Annotated in this window: 22 protein-coding genes; 10 read left to right on the plus strand and 12 right to left on the minus strand. The window is 44.4% G+C overall.

What is annotated here, in order from left to right:
- Together IM475_RS03245 and IM475_RS03250 are read left to right on the plus strand one after the other, a co-directional pair.
- Positions 1-1902, plus strand: a complete 1902-nt coding sequence (locus tag IM475_RS03245; RefSeq protein ID WP_287726666.1) for an ArsA family ATPase — start codon at positions 1-3, stop codon at positions 1900-1902.
- 83 nt (positions 1903-1985) lie between these two features.
- Entirely contained in the window at positions 1986-3830 is a 1845-nt protein-coding gene (locus IM475_RS03250) for an AAA family ATPase (RefSeq protein WP_287726667.1), read from the plus strand.
- A 131-nt stretch (positions 3831-3961) separates the two neighbouring features.
- On the opposite strand, the gene IM475_RS03255 is transcribed toward IM475_RS03250, so the two are convergent.
- Positions 3962-5536 carry a B12-binding domain-containing radical SAM protein gene (locus IM475_RS03255; RefSeq protein WP_287726668.1) on the minus strand — a complete coding sequence of 525 codons (1575 nt, stop codon included), beginning with the start codon at positions 5534-5536 and terminating at the stop codon, positions 3962-3964.
- A gap of 664 nt (positions 5537-6200) precedes the next feature.
- Here IM475_RS03255 and IM475_RS03260 point away from each other — a divergent pair.
- Positions 6201-7301 (plus strand): alkene reductase, encoded by a 1101-nt coding sequence (locus tag IM475_RS03260; RefSeq protein WP_287726669.1) that lies wholly within the window; start codon positions 6201-6203, stop codon positions 7299-7301.
- 59 nt (positions 7302-7360) lie between these two features.
- Here IM475_RS03260 and grrA read toward each other — a convergent pair whose 3' ends face one another.
- From grrA to IM475_RS03305, 9 genes are all read right to left on the minus strand, one after another.
- Complete coding sequence (grrA, locus tag IM475_RS03265) at positions 7361-7735, minus strand: GrrA/OscA1 family cyclophane-containing rSAM-modified RiPP (RefSeq protein WP_287726670.1); 375 nt, start codon at positions 7733-7735, stop codon at positions 7361-7363.
- Between the two features lie 14 nt (positions 7736-7749).
- Entirely contained in the window at positions 7750-8649 is a 900-nt protein-coding gene (gene grrP / locus IM475_RS03270; RefSeq protein ID WP_287726671.1) for an extracellular substrate binding-like orphan protein GrrP, read from the minus strand.
- 88 nt (positions 8650-8737) lie between these two features.
- Positions 8738-9907: a PQQ-dependent sugar dehydrogenase gene (locus tag IM475_RS03275; protein ID WP_287726672.1), complete on the minus strand. Its 1170-nt coding sequence runs from the start codon at positions 9905-9907 to the stop codon at positions 8738-8740.
- Between the two features lie 412 nt (positions 9908-10319).
- Positions 10320-10598, minus strand: coding sequence for a hypothetical protein (locus IM475_RS03280; protein ID WP_287726739.1), 279 nt, complete (start codon positions 10596-10598; stop codon positions 10320-10322).
- Between the two features lie 91 nt (positions 10599-10689).
- Entirely contained in the window at positions 10690-12543 is a 1854-nt protein-coding gene (locus IM475_RS03285; protein ID WP_287726673.1) for a peptidoglycan D,D-transpeptidase FtsI family protein, read from the minus strand.
- A gap of 178 nt (positions 12544-12721) precedes the next feature.
- Positions 12722-13243: a hypothetical protein gene (locus IM475_RS03290; protein ID WP_287656747.1), complete on the minus strand. Its 522-nt coding sequence runs from the start codon at positions 13241-13243 to the stop codon at positions 12722-12724.
- A gap of 139 nt (positions 13244-13382) precedes the next feature.
- Positions 13383-14747, minus strand: coding sequence for a GTP-binding protein (locus tag IM475_RS03295; protein WP_287726674.1), 1365 nt, complete (start codon positions 14745-14747; stop codon positions 13383-13385).
- A 170-nt stretch (positions 14748-14917) separates the two neighbouring features.
- Complete coding sequence (gene folK / locus IM475_RS03300) at positions 14918-15382, minus strand: 2-amino-4-hydroxy-6-hydroxymethyldihydropteridine diphosphokinase (RefSeq protein WP_052588148.1); 465 nt, start codon at positions 15380-15382, stop codon at positions 14918-14920.
- Positions 15379-16149: a sirohydrochlorin chelatase gene (locus tag IM475_RS03305; protein ID WP_502865432.1), complete on the minus strand. Its 771-nt coding sequence runs from the start codon at positions 16147-16149 to the stop codon at positions 15379-15381. Before IM475_RS03305 ends, folK begins: the two co-directional genes overlap by 4 nt.
- 337 nt (positions 16150-16486) lie before the next feature.
- Between IM475_RS03305 and IM475_RS03310 the strand changes: the two genes are divergently transcribed.
- The 3 genes from IM475_RS03310 to IM475_RS03320 all read left to right on the plus strand — a co-directional run bounded on the left by IM475_RS03310 (position 16487) and on the right by IM475_RS03320 (position 17573).
- On the plus strand, positions 16487-16786 hold the full coding sequence (locus IM475_RS03310; protein WP_287726675.1) for a type II toxin-antitoxin system HigB family toxin: 300 nt from the start codon (positions 16487-16489) through the stop codon (positions 16784-16786).
- A complete protein-coding gene (locus IM475_RS03315; RefSeq protein WP_353737434.1) occupies positions 16773-17168 on the plus strand; it encodes a helix-turn-helix domain-containing protein in 396 nt (131 codons plus the stop codon). The genes IM475_RS03310 and IM475_RS03315 overlap by 14 nt, the downstream gene beginning before the upstream one ends.
- Positions 17169-17306: 138 nt before the next feature.
- Entirely contained in the window at positions 17307-17573 is a 267-nt protein-coding gene (locus IM475_RS03320; RefSeq protein ID WP_149976144.1) for a hypothetical protein, read from the plus strand.
- Here the strand turns inward: IM475_RS03320 and IM475_RS03325 are convergent.
- The gene (locus IM475_RS03325) at positions 17570-19234 is read right to left on the minus strand and encodes a transglutaminase domain-containing protein (protein WP_287726677.1); all 1665 of its coding nucleotides are present in this window, start codon (positions 19232-19234) and stop codon (positions 17570-17572) included. The genes IM475_RS03320 and IM475_RS03325 overlap by 4 nt on opposite strands.
- Positions 19235-19346: 112 nt before the next feature.
- On the opposite strand from IM475_RS03325, the gene cofG reads away from it, so the two are divergent.
- Positions 19347-20234, plus strand: a complete 888-nt coding sequence (gene cofG / locus IM475_RS03330; protein ID WP_287726678.1) for a 7,8-didemethyl-8-hydroxy-5-deazariboflavin synthase subunit CofG — start codon at positions 19347-19349, stop codon at positions 20232-20234.
- 215 nt (positions 20235-20449) lie between these two features.
- Positions 20450-21763 carry a cytosine deaminase gene (locus IM475_RS03335; protein WP_287726679.1) on the plus strand — a complete coding sequence of 438 codons (1314 nt, stop codon included), beginning with the start codon at positions 20450-20452 and terminating at the stop codon, positions 21761-21763.
- Here IM475_RS03335 and IM475_RS03340 read toward each other — a convergent pair.
- Positions 21740-22081, minus strand: a complete 342-nt coding sequence (locus IM475_RS03340) for a DUF952 domain-containing protein (RefSeq protein ID WP_287726680.1) — start codon at positions 22079-22081, stop codon at positions 21740-21742. The genes IM475_RS03335 and IM475_RS03340 overlap by 24 nt on opposite strands.
- Before the next feature lie 236 nt (positions 22082-22317).
- On the opposite strand from IM475_RS03340, the gene IM475_RS03345 reads away from it, so the two are divergent.
- Positions 22318-23313, plus strand: coding sequence for an L-lactate dehydrogenase (locus tag IM475_RS03345; RefSeq protein ID WP_002773766.1), 996 nt, complete (start codon positions 22318-22320; stop codon positions 23311-23313).
- Between the two features lie 358 nt (positions 23314-23671).
- Positions 23672-24148, plus strand: a complete 477-nt coding sequence (locus IM475_RS03350; RefSeq protein WP_287726681.1) for a hypothetical protein — start codon at positions 23672-23674, stop codon at positions 24146-24148.
- Positions 24149-24181 lie beyond the last annotated feature (33 nt).

The raw sequence follows: 24181 nt of genomic DNA on the forward strand, positions 1-24181 counted from the left end.
ATGGCTAACTTTAACTTGGTAAATAACTCTCTAAGTCGTTATGACACTCGACATTTAGTTATGTTTAGTGGCAAAGGAGGAGTGGGAAAAACCACCCTTTCCTGTGGATTTGCTCGCCGTTGGGCTAAATTATTTCCCGAGGAACAAATCCTGTTAATCTCAACCGATCCTGCTCATTCTTTAGGGGATGTATTGCAAACAGAAGTTAGCGATCAAGCATTATCTGTAAAAGACTTACCTAACTTAAAAGTTAGGGCATTAGATGCGGAAAAATTGCTCTTAGAATTTAAAGAAAAATACGGAAAATTTTTAGAACTTTTAGTAGAACGGGGCAGTTTTGTTGAAGGAGAAGATTTAACTCCTGTTTGGGATTTAGACTGGCCAGGTTTAGATGAAATCATGGGTCTATTAGAAATTCAGCGATTACTTATTGACAATGTTGTAGATCGAATTGTTGTTGATATGGCTCCCTCTGGTCATACCTTGAATTTATTGGGAATTAAAGACTTTTTAGAGATTATTTTAAATTCTTTAGAGTTGTTTCAAGAAAAACATCGTGTTATTTCGCAAACTTTTTCAAAAACCTACAATGCCGATGATGTGGATGACTTTTTAGTCAAAACACAAGCAGAATTAACCGAAGGCAAACGAATCCTACAAGATCGGGATTTTACCGTTTGTTTAATTGTGGCAATTGCCGAACCGATGAGTTTATTAGAAACCGAACGATTACTCAATAGTTTGCATCACTTAAATATTCCCTGCGGCAGCTTATTTATTAATCGAATTCTAACGGATCCTAATCAAAATTTAGATCGCTATAGTGAGCAACAGCAACTCCTGGATAAATTCCTAAAAATTCCAGGTCAAGAGACAATTTTCACCCTGCCCCAACAATCAAAAGAACCCCTAGGAGGTGAAGCATTAGATCAGATCATGAGTCAAATTAAAATTATCGAAAAAGTAGAATTTATGGCCCCGCCTCCTATTCAATGGCCGCAAAAAATTCTGCCGAGTTTTAGTGATTTTATTGACGACAAACGCCAACTCATTATCATTGGTGGCAAGGGGGGGGTGGGAAAAACCACCGTTGCCGCGGCCATTGGTTGGGCGTTAGCGAATCGTCATCCCGAGCAAAAAATTAGAATTATTTCTATTGATCCAGCGCATTCTTTGGGAGATGCCTTTGGGACAAAGTTAGGACATCAATCCACGCAATTAACTGATAATTTAAGTGGTCAAGAAGTTGATGCTAATATCGTTTTAGAAAAATTTCGGGATGATTATTTATGGGAACTAGCAGAAATGATTAGTGGTGAAGGTAAGGAAGAAGGGAACATCAAACTAGCTTATACTCCAGAAGCTTGGCGACAAATTGTCGCTCAATCTCTGCCAGGAATTGATGAAATGTTGTCCCTAGTAAAAGTAATGGAGTTATTAGACCAGAAACAACAAGATTTGATTATTTTAGATACGGCTCCTACCGGTCATCTCCTGCGATTTTTAGAAATGCCAACGGCTTTAGGAGATTGGTTAAGTTGGATTTTTAAGCTTTGGATGAAGTATCAAGATGTCTTAGGGCGTGTAGATTTAATGGGACGATTGCGAATCTTAAGACAACAGGTGATGTCTGCCCAGAAAAAACTCAAAGACCCCCAACATACAGAATTTATTGGAGTTTTGCAAGCCCAAGATGCCATCGTTGCCGAACAACTGCGATTGACAGCATCTTTGAAAAAAATGGGAGTCTATCAACGTTACGTCGTGCAGAATCGTTATCATGCTAATGAGGAAATTGATCGGGATTTATTCCCAGATCAAACTTTGATTCGCTTACCCAGTTTACCCCGGTCAGTAGAACCTCTAGCCCGGGTAAAAAGCGCGGCAGATCTGTTATTTTAAAGGTAATTAGTCTGCTCAAGTCGGACTTCTTCACCCCATCTATCACCCAGTCCCCATCTTTCACTTGACTCAGGAGAAATTTTATGGCAGAATTATTCAAAGGCTTCGAGCAATTAGTCGAACTGGCTAAAATCTTGGAAGAGAAACTCGAAAAAGGGGAAATTAAAACCGAAATGCAATTTAATTCCCGTCCCTTGAGTAATATTCCCCGTTCTGGCGGTATTCCCCGTTCAGGGGGAGTTTCTCGCCCGAGCAATTCTGGCGGGGATGATTTTGAGGTCAATCGCAATCGGTCATCTCCCACTGATTCAGGGGTTGAAGACACTGTGACACCGCCCGAAGGACCGACCACGGCTTCCCTGAAAGACGTTGGTGGCTTGACGGAAGTGATTAAAGAACTCAAGGAACTAATTGCCATTCCCCTGAAACGCCCCGACTTGTTGGCCAAGTTAGGACTTGAACCCACTCGCGGCGTTCTCTTAGTCGGACCCCCTGGAACTGGTAAAACCCTGACTGCCCGTGCTTTGGCCGAAGAACTCGGTGTTAACTATATTGCCTTAGTCGGACCAGAGGTGATCAGCAAATATTATGGGGAAGCCGAGCAAAAACTGCGGGGAATTTTTGAGAAAGCCGGTAAGAATGCGCCTTGTATCGTTTTTATTGACGAAATTGATAGCATGGCACCCGACCGTAGTAAAGTTGAAGGGGAAGTAGAAAAAAGACTGGTGGCCCAATTGCTGGGTTTAATGGATGGCTTTGCCCAAAGTCAAGGGGTGATTGTTCTAGCGGCGACAAACCGTCCCGACCATCTTGACCCTGCCCTCCGTCGCCCTGGACGGTTTGACCGAGAGGTCCTCTTTCGGGTGCCTGACCGCAAGGGCCGTTTAGAAATCCTCCAAATTCTCACCCGTTCCATGCCCCTAGATGAATCAGTTTCCTTAGATTTGATTGCCGATAATGCGGTGGGATTTGTCGGGTCAGATTTAAAAGCCGTTTGCCAGAAAGCGGCCTATAGTGCTTTGCGGCGCCAGGTTCCTACAATTGACTCGCGAATTCCAGAAACAATGACGGTGGTCCAAGCCGACTTTTTGCAAGCCCTGAAAGAGGTTAAACCGGCGGTGTTGCGGTCTGTGGAAGTGGAGTCTCCCCATGTGGACTGGGACAATATTGGCGGACTTGAACAGATTAAACAAACCCTACAGGAGTCCGTGGAAGGGGCATTACTCCATCCGCAATTATATACGCAAACCAAAGCCCAAGCTCCCAAAGGTATTTTACTTTGGGGTCCCCCCGGAACGGGAAAAACCTTATTGGCCAAAGCGGTTGCATCTCAGGCGCGAGCTAATTTTATTAGTATTAATGGACCTGAACTTTTGAGTAAATGGGTGGGTGCGAGTGAACAAGCGGTGCGTGAGTTGTTTGCCAAAGCTCGTCAGGCAGCACCTTGTGTGGTTTTTATTGATGAAATTGATACTTTAGCACCGGCAAGAGGTCGTTATAGTGGGGATTCAGGAGTGAGTGACCGGGTTGTGGGACAAATCCTCACGGAGTTAGATGGGTTGCAAACGGGGGCAACGATTTTAGTGATTGGAGCCACTAATCGCCCAGATGCGTTAGATCCTGCCCTATTGCGAGCGGGACGTTTGGATTTACAGTTAAAAGTTGATTTACCGAATGCCTCTAGTCGTTTAGCAATTCTCGGTGTCCATAATGATGAACGTCCTTTAGAGGATGTGGATTTAGGCTATTGGGCCGAGGCAACCGAAGGCTGGAATGGCGCAGATTTAGCGTTATTATGTAACCAAGCGGCACTGATGGCAATTCGTCGTTATCGCCATCAGGGAATGACTGACCCGGCTGAGATTCGCATTACAACGGCTGATTTTAATCATGCTTACCAACTGTTGGTTGAACAGCGTGCCAATTGATTTTTTTTTCCCCCCTACTTAAATAAAGTAAGGGGGGAGAATCTCAACTCAGGAAAACCATCCTAAAAAGGAAAATTTGCCAAAATCTCTGCGATCAAATGAGCCACCACCCATATTGGTATAAGTTTAGTTTATGCCGCTATCGGTGGATTTAAAGGGCCAGCTTCTGTCATCCTTGCTTTCTGTTGCTTCAAATCGGCTAGTTGTTTTAGTAATTGTTCTCTGACTTCATAGCGATAGGCAAAAAAATGCTCACCTATCCCTAGAGTTGCTAGATACTCTTCTAGCAGACGGGGTTTGACCCAGGCAATCACCGCCAGTTGCCACCAGAAACGGAACCGCGTCGGTCGGACAATCCCCTGTCGCCAGAGCAGGGAACGGAACAATTGCCACTGTTGCCAATCTAATTTACGGTTCGATTTGCCGCGCCATCCCCCCATGATCATGAAATGGTTGAAGGTTCGTTTCAGGTAGTTAACAGGATCGTAGATTTCCCAGAAAGCATCGATGTATTCTTCGGTAATCTCTTCCACCGGGCGAGTTGGCTCAAAGTTCATCATCGCTCCCTGATGGAAAGTACCCATGCCATCCACCAGACGACCTTCCTGTTGCAGGCGATTCCACAGGGCGGTATTTTGCAGGGCCTGGAGCAGGCTAAACTGCCCCTGGGGAATACTCGCCTCCATAATAAAATCTTTGATCCGCTGCCCCGCGCCTGGTTTCTCATTGTCAAAACCGATAATGAAGCCAGACATAATCTGCAGCCCCATGCGGGTAATTTTGTGACAGGATTCAATCAGGGATTGGCGGGTGTTTTGAACCTTGTTAATGCCCATTAAGCTATCGGTATCTGGTGTCTCAATCCCCATAAACACCAGCATAAAACCGGCCTTGACCATTAACTCGATCAGTTCGCTGTCTTCGGCCAGATTAAGGGAAGCTTCCGTAATCAGTTTAAAGGGATACTGGTGTTCTTCCATCCAGGGGATCAACTGCCGCAGAAACACCTTGGCATTCCGCTTATTGCCAATGAAGTTGTCATCGACAACAAAAATGTAGCGCCTCCAGCCCAGTTGATATAACGTCTCCAACTCAGCCAACATTTGTTCTGGGGTTTTGGTGCGCGGTTTGCGGCCATAGAGGTTGATGATGTCACAAAATTCGCATTGAAAGGGGCAACCGCGAGAAAACTGCACAGTAATCGCCAGATAGGCATCCAGATCTAGCAGATCATAGCGGGCGATCGGTGTCATGGTTACATCGGGTTTCTCACTGGCTCTAAAGACACCACTCGGTTCACCCCGCTCCAGGGCCGCCAAGAACAGAGGGATTGTCAGTTCTCCTTCATCCAGAATCAGGTAATCTGCCCCAGCTTTTTGGGCAACTTCTGGATAGGAGGTGGGGTAAGGCCCGCCTACAGCCACTTTTTTACCCAACTGCAACCCTTTGGCAATCAATTCTTGAAAGTCTTTTTTCTGAATGATCATGGCGGAGATGATTACCAAATCGCACCACTCCCAATCGGAAGCCGTTTCCAATCGGACATTGCGATCAACAAACCGGATTTCCCAATCGGATGGCAATAGGGCCGCCACCGTAATTAAACCCAGGGGCGGATTGGTTGATCTTAAACCGGCTAGATCTAAAGTCTCTTGATAGGACCAAAAGGAGTTGGGCATCAGCGGCCATAGTAATAGGGCTTTCATTCAGGTGTCTCCAATGAAGAAGCTAGATGCTTTACATACTAGCCACAAAGCCCAAGTCGATCAAGACTTTTTTTTTACTCATAAATTAGTTCTAAATAAATTGTGAAAAAATAGCTATTTTTTGGAGATTAGCACAATTGAATGCACGATGCTTGCTAAAAACTCGTTTTTTCCCATTTTTATCAACGCGCTCTGGGGGCTGTGTGCCTCTTTTGGGTATTTTTGGTTAGGTTCCCTAAAAAATGCTGATTCTGAAAAACCCTCTTAAAATTCGCAAGCTCCGAATAGTAAGGGTTTTGTTTCAGTCACTAGGAAGTCTATTTGATCGGTAAAACACCAGTTACTACACATCTCGACAATGACTATTTCTGGTCAGATAAACATAAGCGTAATTACACTATTTTATACCGAACCATCATGACTTAACTACCAGAAAACATAGTTTATATCTCTTTAATTTTCGACAATAAATAAATTAAATAACCAGTAATTATAGTCATATTTATGACCAAGATCAATTATACTCAGCTAGTTGATCCGATTAATTCTCCTCACTTAGGAGAGGGACAATCTCGCAGATAGACAGTCAATCATCCTGGGGTGTGATTGTCCGGTTTTAACTAATTGCGGTAAAATTAACCTAAATTCTCTATCGGCAAATTCGATGACTTCCTTCACTACTTCCCTGGCTCTTTTAAGTCAATTTAAATTGGGAGATTTAAACCTAGAAAATCGTCTTGTGCTTGCTCCCATGACGCGCGCGCGAGCCGGAGAAAAACGTCTTGCTAATGAGATAATGGCCGAGTATTACCGGCAAAGGGCCAGCGCGGGATTAATGATTACAGAAGCGACGGTAATTTCTCCCCAAGCTAACGGTTGGCAAAATACCCCCGGTATCTACACCGATGAACAAGCGCAAGCATGGCAAATGGTGACAAAAATCGCCCAAAGAAAAGGAACACCAATGTTTTGTCAATTGTGGCACTGTGGTCGCGCTTCTCATTCTAGTTTTCAGGAAAATGGGGCTTTACCCGTTGCCCCTTCCGCAATTAAGATTAAGGGGGAGTTGCATACACCCATCGGCAAACAGCCCTACGAGACCCCTAGAGCCTTAGAAACCGAGGAAATCCTCACAATTGTCGCCGATTACCGCCAAGCCGCTCAGAGGGCAAAATTAGCGGGGTTTGATGGCATAGAAATTCACGGGGCTAATGGTTATTTAATCGATACTTTTCTACAATCGGCCACTAATCAGCGTCAGGATAAGTACGGAGGCAGTTTGGCAAATCGCTATCGTTTTTTACAGGAAGTAGTCGAGGCAGTTTTAACTGTTTTTCCCAGTCATCGGGTGGGGGTGCGTCTGTCTCCCAATGGGGTTTATAATGACATGGGTTCCGAGGATTTTCGAGAAACTTTTCTCTATATTGCCCAAAGATTAAATGAGTACAATTTAGCTTATTTGCATCTGCTAGATGGCTTGGCTTTTGGTTTTCACCAAAAGGGTCAACCGATGCTTTTATCCGAGTTTCGGGCTGTTTTTAATAGTGCTTTAATCGGCAATTGTGGTTATACAAAAGAAACTGCTGAAGCCGCTATTCAGTTAGGAGATGCGGATTTAATTGCTTTCGGTCGCCCCTATATCAGTAATCCCGATTTGGTGGAAAGATTCGCCAATAATTGGCCCCTTAATCCCGATGCTGAGATTAAGGATTGGTATTCCTTTGACAAGGAAGGTTATATCGATTTTCCCAGTTATAAACCCTAGATTTCATCGTAAAACCGGGGTTGGGACGAGGATAAAGTTATCGTCTCACCCAACCTTACTTACCAACGATTTAAGAAACCGCCACCATTACCCCAGCGCGGTCGGGAATTAAAGAAACCACCACGGTCAGACCAACCATTGCGCCAGGGCTGCGCATTAACGAAACTACCACCGCGACCATTTACCCAACCACCAGCACGACCATTCCCCCAACCGCGATTGCCACCATCTCCCCAGCCTAAAGCTTGTAAACTAGGATTAGCAGTACCTTCTGGCAGTTGGTTAACTCGTTCGCGTACAGCGCTAGATAGACGACTTAAACGCGCTTCAATGGGATTAGCCTCGTCTGAGGCGGCCTGGGCAGTGCTAGTCAGACCGAAGGCAGATAAAGCGAGAAGAAAGCCGACTAAACCAGTTTTATTGCTGATATTCACCTGAATTTATGCTCCTATTTGGCTTCTTGGGGATTAATTTGGGCGTGTTCGATAACTTTGAAGGCAAAAAACCCCTTTAATAATTCTGGGGGGATGGGAACCATGCCTTGACTACCGAACCAGCGATCGATTTGACTAACGGTGGCCGTATCATTGGTGATGTAATCCTGCATCATTTTAACAATGGCATAGTTGACATCATCCAAAAAAGTAGAGTTATTTTCGGGAACCATGCAAGCGATGCCAAAATTAGCTAGAGCTTCTTCGGGGACGATTTCGTAGATTTTAGGGTTATCTCTGAGGATTGTTCCCGCTAAAGAGATGCTATCCCCCGCTATTGCGTCGATTTTACCGGTTTTTAAAGCTTCGATCGCTTCTTCTACGGTGCTGTAGGTGGTAACAATTGTCGCTTGCGGTTGTACTAATTTAATCACATCGACGGCCGCAGAAGTGGGAACCAAGGCGATGCGTTTACCGATTAGGGATTGAGGAGTGGAGAGATTGCTACCTTTTTTAGCTAAAATCCTAATCCCAGAAATGCTGTAACTGATGGAAAAATCGACAACTTTCGCCCTTTCCCAAGTAAAAGCCGTACTACAAGCGATATCGATGTCCCCGCTACGAATGAGATTAATTTTCTCTCCGGGTTGATTAGCTTCAATCATTTGCAGGGTGACGGGACGACCGAGACGAGTTTCCAATCGTTTTCTAATTCGTTCCAACACATCCATAGAATAGCCGACTAATTCCCCCTTATCATTGATGTAGGAGTAGGGAATCGCATCAAAACGGGTTCCTACGGTCAAAAACCCCGTGCGAGCCACTTTTTCCACCACTGTTTCCGCTAAACTTGCACTAGCGAGGAACATAGGTAATATGCAACCTAGTCCCACTAACTGTAAAATTTTCTTCATAAATCGAGTGCTTGCTCCCGTACAAACATAACTATACTAGAAGTCGCTAAAAAATCTTCAAGGTTTCCATAATAATTTCTGTGAACTTTTACAAATCAGATGGCGGTTCAAGGCGAATTAATTGACCGTTACCTTCATCGGTGAGCAGGTATAAAAATCCGTCGGGACTTTGACGCACATCCCGCACCCTCTGACCGATGGGAATCGCTTCTTGATTGATAATTTCACCCGATTTATCCACTGACAGACGGCGAATATCCCTGGAAACTAAACCACCGGCGAATAAATTTCCCTGCCAATTAGGAAAGCGATTACCGGTGTAAAAGACCAATCCTGAAGGAGCAATCGCAGGTGTCCAAATTGTTTTCGGATCAATCAGACCTGGGCGAGATTCTTCGCTGGAAACTGGGGTATTAGTGCCGTACTCTTGACTAGCAGAAACCAATGGCCAACCATAATTTTTACCTTTTTCAATTAAATTTAATTCATCCCCTCCTTTCGCTCCGTGTTCTGTTGCCCAGACTCTTTTAGTCATCGGATCAAAGCTGATTCCTTGAATATTCCGATGACCATAACTCCAAATTTTAGAACCCGCAAAAGGATTATCTTTCGCTGTGGAACCATCGTCATTGATGCGGATAATTTTACCTAAATGACTTTGCAGATTTTGGGCCTGTTTTCTAATTAAATCCCCCGCTAATTGTAGGGGAGGATTGCCCCCGTCCCCAATCGCTACCAATAAAGTGCCATCCGGTAGCCATAATAACCGCGAACCGAAGTGTTGAGAGCCGGTTTTTGCCTGGGAAACTTCAAAAATAACCCGCACATCTCGCAAGCTTGCACCATCATAAACCGCACGAGCGACGCGGGTACGATTAGCCTCCTGGTCTCCGTGGGCATAAGTTAGATAAATCCAGCGATTTTGGGCAAATTGGGGATGAATTGCCACATCGAGCAATCCTCCTTGTCCGACGGCAAAAACTTCGGGAACTCCAGCGATGGCTTTTGGGTCTAATTTGCCCTCTCTAACCACTCTTAAACGACCGGGGCGCTCTGTGATCAGGATTTCCCCCTTAGGTAGCCAAACCATCGACCAGGGATGCTCTAAACCCTCGATTACGGTCACTTTTTGCCATTGATTTGTCTGGGAATTATTCGCCGAAGTTAATACATTTGTAACTTGACAACCGGAGATAATTATGGTGAGCAAAACGCCAGATACTATAGGCGAGAAAATGCGATTAAGAGAAGTAAGCATTAGTTGGTAACTCCCCATACAAATATTGGTCAATTTTCCCCGACTAATCAAGCTCACCCTATTTTAGAAACCGGGCAGTTTTAAGAAACATTTTAGGCGGTTTGACTTCATTGGGCAATACGCTCTCGACAAGAATCCGTACCCCCGTACCCGCCGCTAGATTTAAGGGAACAAGGGAACATCGGGTTGAAGGGCTGTCCCATCAAATATGCTTTCGAGTTCTCGGAACATTATTTTTGACAGACCACTATGGCCTGTTTCTAGTATAATCCCTTGGGTGTGGAGCCTAAACGTTCAATCTATTAGTATTTTTAAGTATTTCTATGGTCCATCAATAGACATCCCCAAAAACTTATAAGTTAGATGTGACTAGAATGTGATACGACAGTCGCTTTTTTACTTTATGAAGCTATCATTCAAAAATTCTGAATTCATCCATGACTCTCCCGATTATATCAATGATGATATAATCGGTTTTTATTTCTTCTCCCAATAATTCCCCGATTCCCTTATCTTCAAAAAATTGACTAAATAGGGTTTGCTGAAAAAGTTTGTTGGTGGGGTTAGGAGTCAGTAGCTGGTCGTCGGTAGGGGAAGTCAGAATAAATGACCTCGCACGTCTGGAAGCGGAACCCTTCGAGATCGAAGAGCGAAAGCGCAAGGGTTGTGAGTCCCTATTTTGATTTCTCAACGTTTGTTTCTGGCACTTTTTTGGTTAATTAAACCCGGTGTAGAATGGGAGTTACGGGACAATTTAGCGGCTTTTCTCCTCAACCCTTAAATTAATCGTGCCGCGGGGGTTTATTGGTCGGAGAACCCTCCGGAACGACCTTGGAGGTGGGGGGGATACCTTTGAGGGAAATGAGCGTATTCATCACCGTTTTTGCCACTGGAGCGGCAACAGTGGAGCCAAAAGTATTGGCACCCTTGGGTTCATCCACCACCACCAAAACCACATAACGGGGCGATTCGATCGGTAAAATCGCGACAAAACTGGTAATTTTGGCGTTAGGTAGATAACCTCCCGTCGGACTAGCTTTTTGTGCGGTTCCCGTTTTGCCTCCGATGCGATAACCGGGGATTTGGGCCGCTACCCCCGTCCCCTTGCTGACGACGGTTTCCATCATTTCCACCACTTGCCGGGCCACGGTGGGAGAAAAGACTTTTTTGCTGGGATAATCGGGCCGCCAGTGCAAACGGCCGCGGTCGTCGGCTAATCCTTTGATCACATGGGGAGTTACCAAGGTGCCACCATTGGCCAGCGCACCGTGCAATTGTACTAACTTTAAAGGAGTCAGGGATAAACCTTGACCAAAGGAAGCGGTGGCCGATTCAATGGCATTATCCAGAAATTCTGGTTCGGGTTTGAGATATCCTGCCACTTCCCCAGGTAAATCTACGCCAACCCTTTGATTTATTTCCAATCCTAATAAACTTTTATAGAAATTAACTCGCCCCATTTTTTGGGCAATTTGCACCATGGCCACGTTACTAGAGGTTTGCAGAACTCTGGCCATATCTAGCGCCCCATAACCCTGTTTAGAGGCATTTTTAATCGTCCAGGGACCGACAGTAATTGCCCCCGGATCATTGACTACTGTATTAGCTTTAATTGCCCCTGCTTCCATGGCCAGGGCGATAATAATTGGTTTAAAAGTTGACCCCGGTTCGTACTGATCGGCTACGGTCCAATTTTTAAATAGAGCCACATTGGCTTTATAGTATTCGTTGGGGTTAAAAGTTGGCTCACAAACTAGGGCTAAAAGAGAACCATCAAGGGAGTCCATGACGATGACGGCTCCCCGTTTAGCATTAAATTTTTTTAGCTGTTCTCGTAGGGCTGTCCTAGCGGCTCTTTGTAGTTTTAAATCGAGGGTTACTTCTAACTGTAATTCATCAAATTGAAAGATACCATCGGGAACAAAAGCTGGTAAAATTCGCCCGTCTCCCATGCGTCTTGTATTGACAGAAAAAGGATCTCTTTCTAATAACTGACTGGAACCTCTTTCTAATCCTGCTTGGCCACGATGTTCTTTATCTACATAGCCAATCACGTCGGCTGCCACATCGTCTTGGGGATAATAACGAGCGTATTTTTCCTCTAATTCTACACCGTCAAGAGATAATTGTTTTAATCCCCTAGCCACGGATTCGGTTAATTGATTGGCTAAACGAATTCCTGTTTCTTTTTCTTTAAATTTTTGAATCAGTTGATTAGTGGGAATATTTAATAAAGGAGCTAATTTATCAGCCACTTCTGCCGGCGGAATAGCAAACAGTTTTGGGTGTACATAAAGAGTATAAATCAAGCGATCGGTCGCCAAAACATTACCATTACTATCGACGATTGCCCGTCGGGGAATATAGGGTCTAATACTGGTAGTTTGCTGTTGTCTGGCTCTTTTTTGCAATTCCTGTGCTTGGACTATTTGTAATTGGTACAATCGCCAAGCTAACCCCAAAATACCCATGACTAAAATCAACCACACCGCCAGCAATCGCCCGTTACTCAAAGGCAATTTTTTTAACTGTTGTTGCTGTTTTTTGGCGTTTAAATAGGACTTTCTGTCCCGGATCCTGCCAGAGGGCGATCGAGTTTTTTTACCTCTAAATTTGGGTCTTTTTGTGTCAGTCATGAGAAGTATCTTTCAGTTATCAGTGAGCAGTAATCAGTGAGCAGTAATCAGTAATCAGTAATCAGTAATCAGTAATCAGTAACAAGACAGTAGGAAACTTCTATTTAATACTGCACACTTAAAAACTCACATCTGATAACTGTTAACTTCCCCACTGATAACTGATAACTGATAACTGTTAATAGGCACTTCTCGGTCGAGAATTGACGGTAGATTGGGGTTGAGAAGCGGGGGCAGGTTTCAGGTTCGGGGCAGATTTACGCTGTAAAAAGATAGTTTGGAAGGGTTGGGGATGAGTCAATCCCGTTTCGGGTTTTTCTGCTTGTTGAGCTAGTTGATGTTTAAGGGTTTCATTGGTGGCCAAAAGATGGCGCTCGTGACGTTGCAGTGTTTCCAGTTTACCAAATTCTTTGTCCCAAACCTTGGGAATATATACCGTCCAAGCATATATTCCCAGAGTCGAACCCAACAGACAAAAAGTAATCACGGCCACTATTCTTTCTAGGAGGCAAAGGGAACGTAATTGACGCGAGGCTAATTGTTTTTGTGTCGGGGCCACGGGAACTCTCGCCACCGATTTAGTCGCCGGTTTAGCCGTTGGGGTCGCCTGATTTACTGGTGACTGGGGACGGCGTTGACTCGCTTGGCTTTTTTGGCGAGAAACGGGAATGGGAATATAGGACTTATGGGCAGCAGACATGATTTTCTCTCAATATTTCTAGCTAGTTGTCGTTGTCAAAAATTAAGTTTCTAAAATTAGGAGTCGGTCATCAGGAGGAAATATTTAATTGATAACTGTTGCCTTTTTTCCTTTTTCCTTTCTACTTTTTCCTTTAAAATCACTGCTCTAGTTCTAGACGTAAACGATATAAAATAGTTTGCGGATGAACTTGAGCGAGAATTTGATTGATCACCGTACTCGGTCCGGATGCCCCCCAACTGCAACCGCGTTCTAGATAGATTTTAGCGGCTTTTCCGATGATATAGGTTCCATAAGCAGCAATTGCCCCCTGTAGGAGAGCGGTGCTACCGTAGAGGGTTAAAGAGGTGGGATTTTCAAAAATACTGGCCGCCGCCGCCGCCGTTTTGCCCAAACCGATAATCACACTGCCGAGGATTTCCCCCACCAGCAACCCCCCACTACTCAAAAGTAGCGTCCGCCAGAGTTGACCAGCTTGGTGACTGGTAATCGGCAAGCCGTACAAACGAGCTAAAGCCCGAACTAGAGTCAAATCGACGATTGAAGCCCCTAGTAGGTCTAAAATAGCGATCGGATTGGCCGCAATCGCTAAAGCCTTATATTTCGCGTATTGCCAGATAATTTCCTCCGCTTGACTGTCCCGGAGTTCCAGGGTTTTTCTAGCGATATTTTCCTCCGCTTCTTGCCCTTGCACTAAAGCATTTAAGGCCAGCAGCGATCGCCCTTCCCGATTTAAAATCGTTAAGAGTTTATCTTGCAGCTCCTCAATTTGGGGGGGAGGGGTTTCCCACTCAGTCACCACGCGCCCATCGGGGTATTCCACCCGGACGGGAATCGGTTGCGGTTCGGCGGCTACCATAACTATCTCATCGCTAGTTAACAAATCTTCTAACGTTTTTTCGTTCCGATTGGTTCCTAATCTCTGTAACTGCTGAAAAATCTGGCGGCGATCGGCTTCCGGATAGAGATCAATCTTATTAAACACCAAAATTATCGGTTTTTTCGCCCCGCGCAATTCTGCCAAGGCCTCGTATTCGGTCCGGGTAATATCCCCCGCGACGATAAATAAAATTAAATCGGCACTTTTAGCGACTTCTCTGGCCATATTCGCCCGCGCTTCCCCTTCAATCTCATCCAATCCGGGGGTATCGATTAATTCTATCTGAATTTTACCCGTAGCTGGTGTCCAACGCACCGATCGCGGCCAGCGTGTCACCCCGTGCAGGGGGCCAGTTGCCAGGACTTTTTGACCGACTAAAGCGTTTACCACCGAGGATTTACCGCGACTGACTAACCCGAAGGCTGCCACCCGAATCACCGTTTCATCCAGTTTATCCAAGGCCGATTTTAGGGACTGCAAATCCTGTTTAACGGCGGCCTGAAGTTGGGGATCGGGGGGATAATTCCAATGGCGGCGAAAACTGGCATACCAAGTTAAAGCCTGTTGTAAACTAGCTTTAGCCTGATTGTAATGAGTTTCCTCGAGCGATGGGGTCTTGGTCACGGTTGATTTTTTTACTGTTTATTGATGCTGCTGCCTTTATTGTAGAGTTTCGGGGCGGTAACTGAGATGAGGTTATCTGGGGAGATGGGGACGTGGGGGTGTGGGGAGTAGGAGAGATGGGGGAATTTCAACGAAAACCCTAAAACCCTAAAACCCTAACATCTAACATCCTACTCCGCCAATCCCAATTGGCCCAATAGCTGAAGGATAGTTTTTCCGGTTACGGGATCTCGCCAATCGGGGGCAATTTCTGCCAGGGGAAGCAGCACGAAGGCCCGTTCTCGGCAGCGGGGATGGGGTATCTGTAATTCGGGCGTTTCTAAGATCAGGTCATCATAAAATATTAAGTCTAAATCGAGGGTACGCGGTCCCCATCTTTCCCGTCGGACTCTCCCGAATAACTGCTCGATTTCTAATAATTTATGCAGTAAATCTAAGGGCGATAAATCCACTTGCACAATGGCGCAACCGTTGAGATAATCGGGCTGAGGCGGCCCGACGGCCGCGGTTTGATACCATTGGGAATGAGCTTCTAGTTTAATTCCTTTGACTCGCTCTAATTCCCCTAAAGCTTGCCCTAAAATTGTCGCTGAATCCCCTAAATTACCGCCCAAAGCGATCGCTGCCCGTTTCATCCACATCCTTCCTCAACAATAATTTGGGCTAATTCCCCTGTCGCTCCCAAAGATTTACCTAAAAATATATTGACATTTGGATGCTTTTGTGATAGTTGAAAAACTTGGGCTTCGATCGCGGCGGTAATTCCACCAGTAAAGAGGAAATAGGGCAGTATAGCGATTTTTTGGCTACCTTGAGCAATTAAACTCTCGATTTGTTGGCATAAACTCGGTTCTATCGACCAATAAGCTGTAATTGCTCCAGAAAACGCCGCTAGATTTTCCACTTCCCGATTACCTCCGGGGCGACGACTACCGTGGGACAGTAAAATGCGGTCTTGGGGGCTTAAATCAGCAAATTGTCGGGATAACAGCGATTTTATGCCCTGATAACTGCCTAAATGGGGCTTTAACTCTAGCTCAATCGGCGATTGCACTTTGGCCACGGCCGCAGGAATATCTTCTTTAACGTGAACCCCCGACAGGAGAAACAGGGGGATAATCTGCAACCGGTTACATCCTTGGCTTTGTGCTTGTTGGGCAAAAGCTTCTATTTGTTGATGGAGAGGTGTTATCGCTAATTCTAGGGCGGCAGTCCCTACTAATACCCGATTATCTGCTTCTAGAACCGCTAGAGATGGGCTAAACTCCGATTTACTCGCCAATCTTTCGGCGGGTTGACTAATTTTTTCTTGAACTAAGGCTGCTAATCGTGTCACCGCCATGGCTGGACGCGGATCGCGACTACCGTGGAAAACCAATAAGTAGGCTGAGGAGGTCTTCAAAGAAATCTTGCCAAAATAGTTTAGTTTTAGCCTAATACATTTTCTCTCCCTTTAGGCATCAATGCCCCTGATATTCTCAATTTAGCTGGTAAGCGGGAAAACATCCCCATTGGTGGGAAGTGCTACCATTTTAAGCAATGTAAAGTGTGAGCAAATCAGCCCGCCGGCTTGAGTTAGCCTAGATATTGAGATATAATTGCTAAGTACCTAAGCAAAATTAATTACACATATCTAACCACCTCTTGCCTCTTGTCTCTTGCCTCTTGCCTATCTTCACTAGGAAATTAATTTTGCACGACTACTTATTGACAGAAACTGCCAGAGGTATATTTGTATTATGCGGGTAATTAGCCGTCGAATACTTCGCGATTTCTGTATGACCAACGCTAATTCCTGCGAGTCTCTCTATGATTGGTATAGAGTCGCTAGTAAAGCAGAATGGCAAAATCTAATCGATGTGCAAGCCACTTATAAAAGTGCTGAATCTGTTGGTAATTTCACTGTTTTTAACATTAAAGGAAATCACTATCGTCTAATTGTAGATCTAGTTTATAACCGACAGACTATCTATATTAAATATATTCTTACCCACGCCGAGTACGATAAAGAAACTTGGAAAAATGATGCTTACTTTTAATTCTAAAACCTATGGAGAATTACTCGCTCACTATCAACCAAAAGCAATCACCACAGAGGCGGAAAACGAGCGAGTGATCGCAATTGCTCAAGAGTTGGAACATCGCTCGGAACTTAGTTTAGAGGAGGAAGCTTTACTGGAGTTATTGATTAGTTTGATCGAAAGGTTCGAGGCAGATAATTATCCAATTCCTGACAGAAATCCTTTAGCAACTTTACGGCATCTTATAGAAGCTAACGAGATAGAATATCCAGAGCTAATTACTATTTTGGGTTCCCCTGATGCGGTGGAGCAAATCATTAATGGACAACGCAGCATCAATCAGTCAGAAGCTAGGTCTTTGGGAGCATATTTTCGGGTTGATGCCAGTTTATTTACTTGATAAGTAACTAAGGAAAATTAATTACACATCTCAAGGGAAATTAATTTGGCACGACTACTTAACGAATTATTGCTATCGCTTGCCAGGAACTAATTTTCAGCGATAATCTAAAGTCAGAGTCCATCGGGAGATAAGATCATGAACTTTCGTCTAGTTCTATTTTCAGGCCTAGTGACGGCTTTAGTCGGGGCAGGTATCGGTTATGGCATTAGCCGCATTGAACGCAATCCCAGCCAAGTCAACTATAAAAATCCCTATAACTATCAAATCATCTATGGACGTTATTTTGCCGGTGCCGGGGCAGCCCTGGGCTTCTGTGTGGGTGCGGGTTTGCAAATGGTCAAAGAACTCAAAGAAGCCAGAGATAGAGAAATGGGCATCCTAGATGATGGCTCAGAATTCTAGTCTTTTGGGGCTAATTCCTCAAGAATGATGAATTGAACGTGATTAATCGCTAAATCGCCGATGGGAACTTGGGTTTTTAACACCGGTTGTCCTTCACTGAGCATTCGTTCAAAGGGGATATCTTTGGCAATTTCCGTATGATACCAAGCTAAACCCATAAAGAAACGATTGGGATAGGGACCACCTTCAAAAATATCATCGGGATTAGACTCCATGGGAACCCAACCGATAGAGGGCAGATAAAATTCCATCCAGACGTGATTGTAATCCGGTTCGAGGGGTAAATTGCGTTCGAGGGGATGGGGTGGGCATTTATAGCGTCCTACCGTACGACAGGCAATACCATTGAGACGACACAAAGCCAATAATAAACCCACATATTCCCCACAGGAACCGACTCCGCGCCGCAGGGCAATATCGGGGGTGTCGATGTTGGGTTTGATGCCGTAGGAAAGCTGATCATAGACGTAGTTACGAATACTATAAACTTTTCGGAGGAGATTGGTTTCCCGACCGGTCGCTTCTTGGGCAGCATTGAGGATAATTTCTGTACTCATAGCCAGATCATCATTATCGATCAAATAGCGATCGGGAAAATCGGCGGGTAAGGGGGGTAAATCTTCGCAATCTTTGGGGGTAATTTGGTATTTAATTCCCCACACTTCTAGGACTACTTTCCAACCAAAAATATGACGTTGTTTGGCGGTTATTTGCTTGAACTTAAATACTGCCACCCGCTGCCCGTCCTGAATTTCTTCAGTAAAAGGCAATCCCACCGCTTCGACGCTGCGAATTTTTTGCCGCGGTGTTTCTAGGGGTAAAGCGATGCGCCATTCCACATCTTTTAGTTCGATATTATATAGAGGTTCCAATTCCTCGACGTAGGATAATTCGATCAGATAACCGTTAGAAAGGGTGTATTTTTTAGCGGGATCGTAGTGAAAATATAGAGGATGGACAAAAGTACGCGGACGATAACTAAGTTCGTAAACCTGTTCGGAATTGGGATTATCGCGGATAAAGGGTTCTTGGAAAGCATAGGCCACATATAAGATATCCTTGCCACTGTTTGCATCGCGATAAAATGCTAATCCCGTCGGTGATTCAAAAGGAGTTATCATGCTAAAAAGCTGTTCTCCCGTGGCGCGATCAAGACAGTAAACCGTTTGTTCTAGGGTATCCGTTAGCCAAAGTTCTTCCCCGCGAATGGTGATATTTTCGATGCCGATACCAGGCGCGTACAAACGAGTAATTTCCTGTCCCGATTGGCGATCAAATATAAAGATTTGTCCAGAACGTTGACAAGTGACATAAATTGTGTTACCAGTTACGGCGACTCCGTTAGCGGTGTAGGGAAGACGGGTAAAAAATTTCGGGGTAAAATCTTCGAGAGTGCAGCAGTAGAGATTTTCGCGAGTGGTAAACCAGAGGTTATTTTGATCATCGATTGCCAATCCCGTCGTCCCGACGAATTCTTGCCAGCGATGGGAATTAAGTACGCTTGTATGACCCGTATCGAGGGCAATTTGGTATAAATAGCCGTTTTTTGCGTCGATGGCGATTAATTTGTCATCTTGAAATACAATTCCGTGCAGGGCCGTGGCGCTAATCGGACGAATCGTTTGACGATGGGAGGGAAGACTGGCAGGATCGAAAATCATAGGAGGAAGCGAAAAGGGAGAGCGTTTTTAGGTGAATAAAACAGCAATTCTTCCCACGATAGCAAATTTTATCGCCCTTGAATGCTCGTAATGAACTCCAATTCCGAAAAAAATGTCAAGAATTGTCACCTATAGTCCCTCTCATACCCTTGTACCTACCTACGAGTGTTTCAATCGTTGCAGTTATTGTAATTTTCGCAGGGATTTAGGCACTGATGGCTGGTTAAGTCTAGACAAGGCAAAAGAGATTTTAACTGCTTTGCAGGGTTCGGAAATTACGGAAATTTTAATTCTTAGCGGGGAAGTTCATCCTTTAGCAGCCAATCGAGAGTTATGGTTTCGGCATATTTATAATTTGGGAGAATTGGCTTTAAATATGGGTTTTTATCCCCATACCAATGCGGGGGTTTTAACTTTTGCTGAGATGGAAAAACTAAAAAATGTCAATCTATCTATGGGCATAATGTTAGAACAAATGACAGTGACTCTATTAAATACTGTCCATCGTCAGGCTCCCAGTAAAGTGCCGTCCTTGCGCTTAGAACAGTTACAATGGGCGGGAGAATTAGCAATTCCTTTTACCACGGGTTTATTATTAGGAATTGGTGAAACAGAATGCGATCGCTTAGTAACCTTAGAAACTATTGCCGCTATTCATCAACGTTGGGGACATATTCAAGAAGTGATCCTACAACCCTACAATCCGGGTAAAAGAGAACAGTGGCAAAATAATCCTTTTGATCTGCAAAAATTACCCGATCTGGTTAGACAAGCTAGGGAAATTTTGCCCCCAGATATTGTCATTCAAATTCCCCCAAATCTAATCCCTGATCCTCTTTTTCTCTTGGATTGTTTAGCGGCAGGAGCGCGGGATTTAGGCGGTATTGGCATTATCGATGAAGTTAATCCCGATTACCTCCATTTACACCCCGATAAATTAAAGAAATTTTTAGCAGTTTATGGCTGGGAATTAAAGCCACGCCTACCGGTTTATCAGTAAACAGTGATCAGTAATCAGTAATCAGTGATCATTAATCAGTGATCAGTAAACAGGGAAAAGATAGCACTGTTAATGCCATTTAACACTCCTTACTTAATACCGCATAATTGATTATTATTCATTCTTAATTCTCCTGACGACCGACTCCTAACTCCTAGCGCCTGACGACCGACTCCTAACCCTAACAACAATTTTTGATTTTTACCAGAGGTCTTATGATTCCCTCAAGCGAGCGCTACTGGCTCAAAAATGCTCATATTCCCGTTTCCCTGCTAGAAAATGAGAGTTTCTCTCCCCAAACCTCCGAGGGATTAACCTTAGTTAATCTGGAAATTAATGACGGTAACATTAATCGCATCACCTCAACCATCCCCCCCGAAGATAATATTCCCGTCATCGACCTCAAAAAAAAGATTATTTTTCCTTGTTTTATCGATATGCACACCCATCTCGATAAAGGTCATAGTTGGCAGCGTTGTCCTAACCGTGATGGCACTTTTGACGGCGCCTTAAAAATGGCCCTAGAGGATTCCCGACGGGAGTGGCGCTTAGAGGATGTGTATCGTCGCATGGAATTCGGCGTTAAATGCAGTTATGCCCACGGAAGTGCCGCTATTCGCACTCATATCGACTCTTTTGGTCAACAGGCACAGATTAGCTTAACTGCTTTGGCAGAATTGCAACGACAATGGGCCGGTAAAATCACCCTGCAAGCGGTTTCTCTAGTTTCCCTTGACTACTATCAAACCTCCGAGGGAGCGGCCTTAGCCGATAAAATCGCCGAATTTGGGGGCATATTAGGGGGAGTAGCCTACACAAATCCCGATTTACAGTCACAAATTGATATTACCTTCAAATTAGCCCAAGAAAGGGGTTTAAATCTCGATTTTCATCTGGATGAAAACGGCGATTCCGATTCTACCTGTTTAGCAGCGATCGCGCGTACTGCCATCAAAGAGCAATTTTCTGGACAAATCATCTGTGGTCACTGTTGCAGTTTAGCGGTACAATCCCCTGAAATAATCCAAGAAACCCTAAATTTAGTCAAAAATGCGGGCATTGCTATCGTTAGCTTGCCGATGTGCAATCTCTACCTACAGGATCGTCAAGAGGAAAAAACCCCTTTTTGGCGCGGGACAACTAAGATAAAAGAGATGAAAAAAGCGGGAATTCCGGTGGCTTTTGCCAGTGATAACTGTCGCGATCCCTTTTATGGTTTTGGGGATCACGATGGTTTAGAAGTCTTTACCCAAGCGGTGCGGATTGCCCATCTCGACACACCCTACGCTGACTGGGTAAATAGTGTCACCCTCACCCCGGCAAATCTGCTCGGATTGCCCCATTTAGGGCGCATTAAGACGGGTCTAGAGGCAAATTTGTTAATTTTCAAGGCTCGCTACTTTAGCGAGCTATTATCGCGACCACAGTGGGATCGTCTCGTGATTCGGCGCGGGTTGAGCATTGATACTACTCTCCCCGATTACCAAGAGTTAGATGATTTAGTTCTAGGAATTGAGCAACTCCTGTAGGGGTTTGACAAAAACCACCGATTCTAGGTTGATAGCACCGTAAATATGGGGAAAGGTCTCTTTTTCTAGCTCTAAAGTGGCATTTTCTGGGTTAGGATGTTGGGGCTGCTCCCATTTGACCGGGGACTGCAATTGTTCAGGAGAAATGGCTAAAACCAGCAAATCTGGCTGATTTTGATAAAAAGCGGCCACAACTTTCGGAATTTGTTCTAAGGTGGAGCAATGGATAAATCCCTCATTTTTTAGGGAATACGCCCGATATTCCCCCATTTCACGAGCTATTCGCCAACCTCTTTCCGTGGTGATGTGATAGATCATCGGTTCGCCTCCTACTGTCACTTTATCCCTAATTTTAGGATATAGCCTGAAGCTGTCAGCGGCCCTCAATTCTCTTAAACTAGAGGTCAGGGAATCAAAGACAAGAAATTTGTCCGACCAATTACCAGAAAAAAATTGCCGATAACGGCCTCAAAATCTCTTGATAGTCTCTTTTTACCTGATATTAACCTTTTCCCCTTAAAATGAGCTTACCGAGGCAATAACTGCAAAAATCTATGCTAGATAAAATATTTACTCCCAATCCCTACGCTGAAAAACCCGCACCTCTGCGTCCTCGCAAGGGGGTGATTATCGGTGTTGGTCAGGTGGGGATGGCCTGCGCTTACTCGATGTTAATTCAAGACTGTTTTGATGAATTAATTCTGCAAGATATCGCCACGGATAAAGTCGAAGGGGAAGTGATGGATTTAAGGCACGGAATGCCTTTTATTGAACCCACAGACTTGAAAATGGGAACCGTGGCCGATGTGGGACAAAATGCCGATGTGGTGATTATTACTGCTGGTGCCGCCCAAAAAGAGGGAGAAACCAGATTACATCTCCTTGAGCGAAATGTGGCGATTTTTCGCCGTATTCTGGAGGATGTGGCTGTTTACTGCCCCAGTGCTTTGATTTTGGTGGTGAGTAATCCCGTCGATATCATGACCTATGTTACCCTGAAAATCACCCATTTTCCGCCTTCTAGGGTGATTGGTTCGGGTACGGTGCTAGATTCTGCCCGTTTACGCTCTCTTTTATCCACCCAACTCCATGTAGATGCGCGTAACGTCCACGCTTATATTATCGGTGAACACGGGGATAGTGAGCTTGCTGTGTGGAGTTCGGCCAATATCGGAGGAGCAAGGTTACTCGAAGGAGATTGGCAGGATTTAAGCGCAACCGACCAAGAAAGCTTAACAGAAATTTTTCTTCAGGTTAAAAACGCCGCCTATGAAATTATCAAACGCAAGGGTTATACTAGCTATGCGATCGGTTTAGCTACCACAGATATCGTTAAAGCGATTTTACGTTCCCAAGAAAGAATTCTCACTATTAGCACTCTCCTCGATGGTCAATACGGTCTCAAAGATGTGTGTTTAAGTATTCCCTCGGTGGTTAACGAGAAAGGAGTGATTAAAACCCTGAATCTTGCTCTCAGTCCCAGAGAAACGGAACAGTTACATAATTCGGCCAAAATTATGCGCGATTTAATCGATCAACTCAAAATTTAACTTAGGGTTGGCTGAATAAATCTAAAAACATTGTTGGCTAAGATTTTTAGATTTTTTTGCCCTGAAAAAGTGCCGAACATAAGAGTGATCGAGGGCAAAATTTTGGCACTTTTTCCCCGAAAATTAGGTAATTGTGGGGTGGACTGAAGAATTAGTGCTAGACTTCCCGAAAAGTCTATTTTATTTCAGCTTGTTGTTAGGAATCTACTTAAAAGAGGTTGTTTAATCTGGCTAATACGCTTTTGGGTATGATACGCGGAAAAGTTCCGGCGATGGTGCTAAAATGGTGTGATATGCTGAAAGTTTCCGTGTAATTCTCAGTTAGACCACCAGATTATTGAGTCTTATTCCAAAGCCTATGCAGTATCAAGATCCAGATGATCGATCAATTGAAGACTTCAAGGAAAATTTACCAATTGTTCAGGAAGAAGTTGGTGCTATAGTCCCATTGCCTCCCTCCCCTCTAGCAAGCTTGGATGGATTAATTGCAAAAGAGCAGTCAGCAGAGAAAATTAGGGAGCTTTTAGAGTTGAAAGATATTGCGCTTAGGCAGAAGTGGCAGGAAAGGCAAATAGAGGAAGCTCAAAAGCAGCAGGAGTACGAGCGTTTAACCCAAGACAAGAAGGAAAGAACCATCACGATTGCTTCATCAGGCACTATTGCCATTGGTCTGGGTATAATGTACTCAACCTCCCCGCTTGTAGGTACCTTTGTTCTTCTTTTAGGATTAGCAACCTTACTTAGGATTCCATTTGACGAGCTTTATGATAATTTTTTAGAGTTTTTTGACAAAATTTATGAAAGATTATCATCAATTTTTCCTCCCAAATCTTAATCACTCTTTGTATTTGCATTATTTCAAGGAAAA

Source organism: Microcystis sp. M061S2 (genome assembly GCF_020245605.1).
GTDB lineage: Bacteria > Cyanobacteriota > Cyanobacteriia > Cyanobacteriales > Microcystaceae > Microcystis.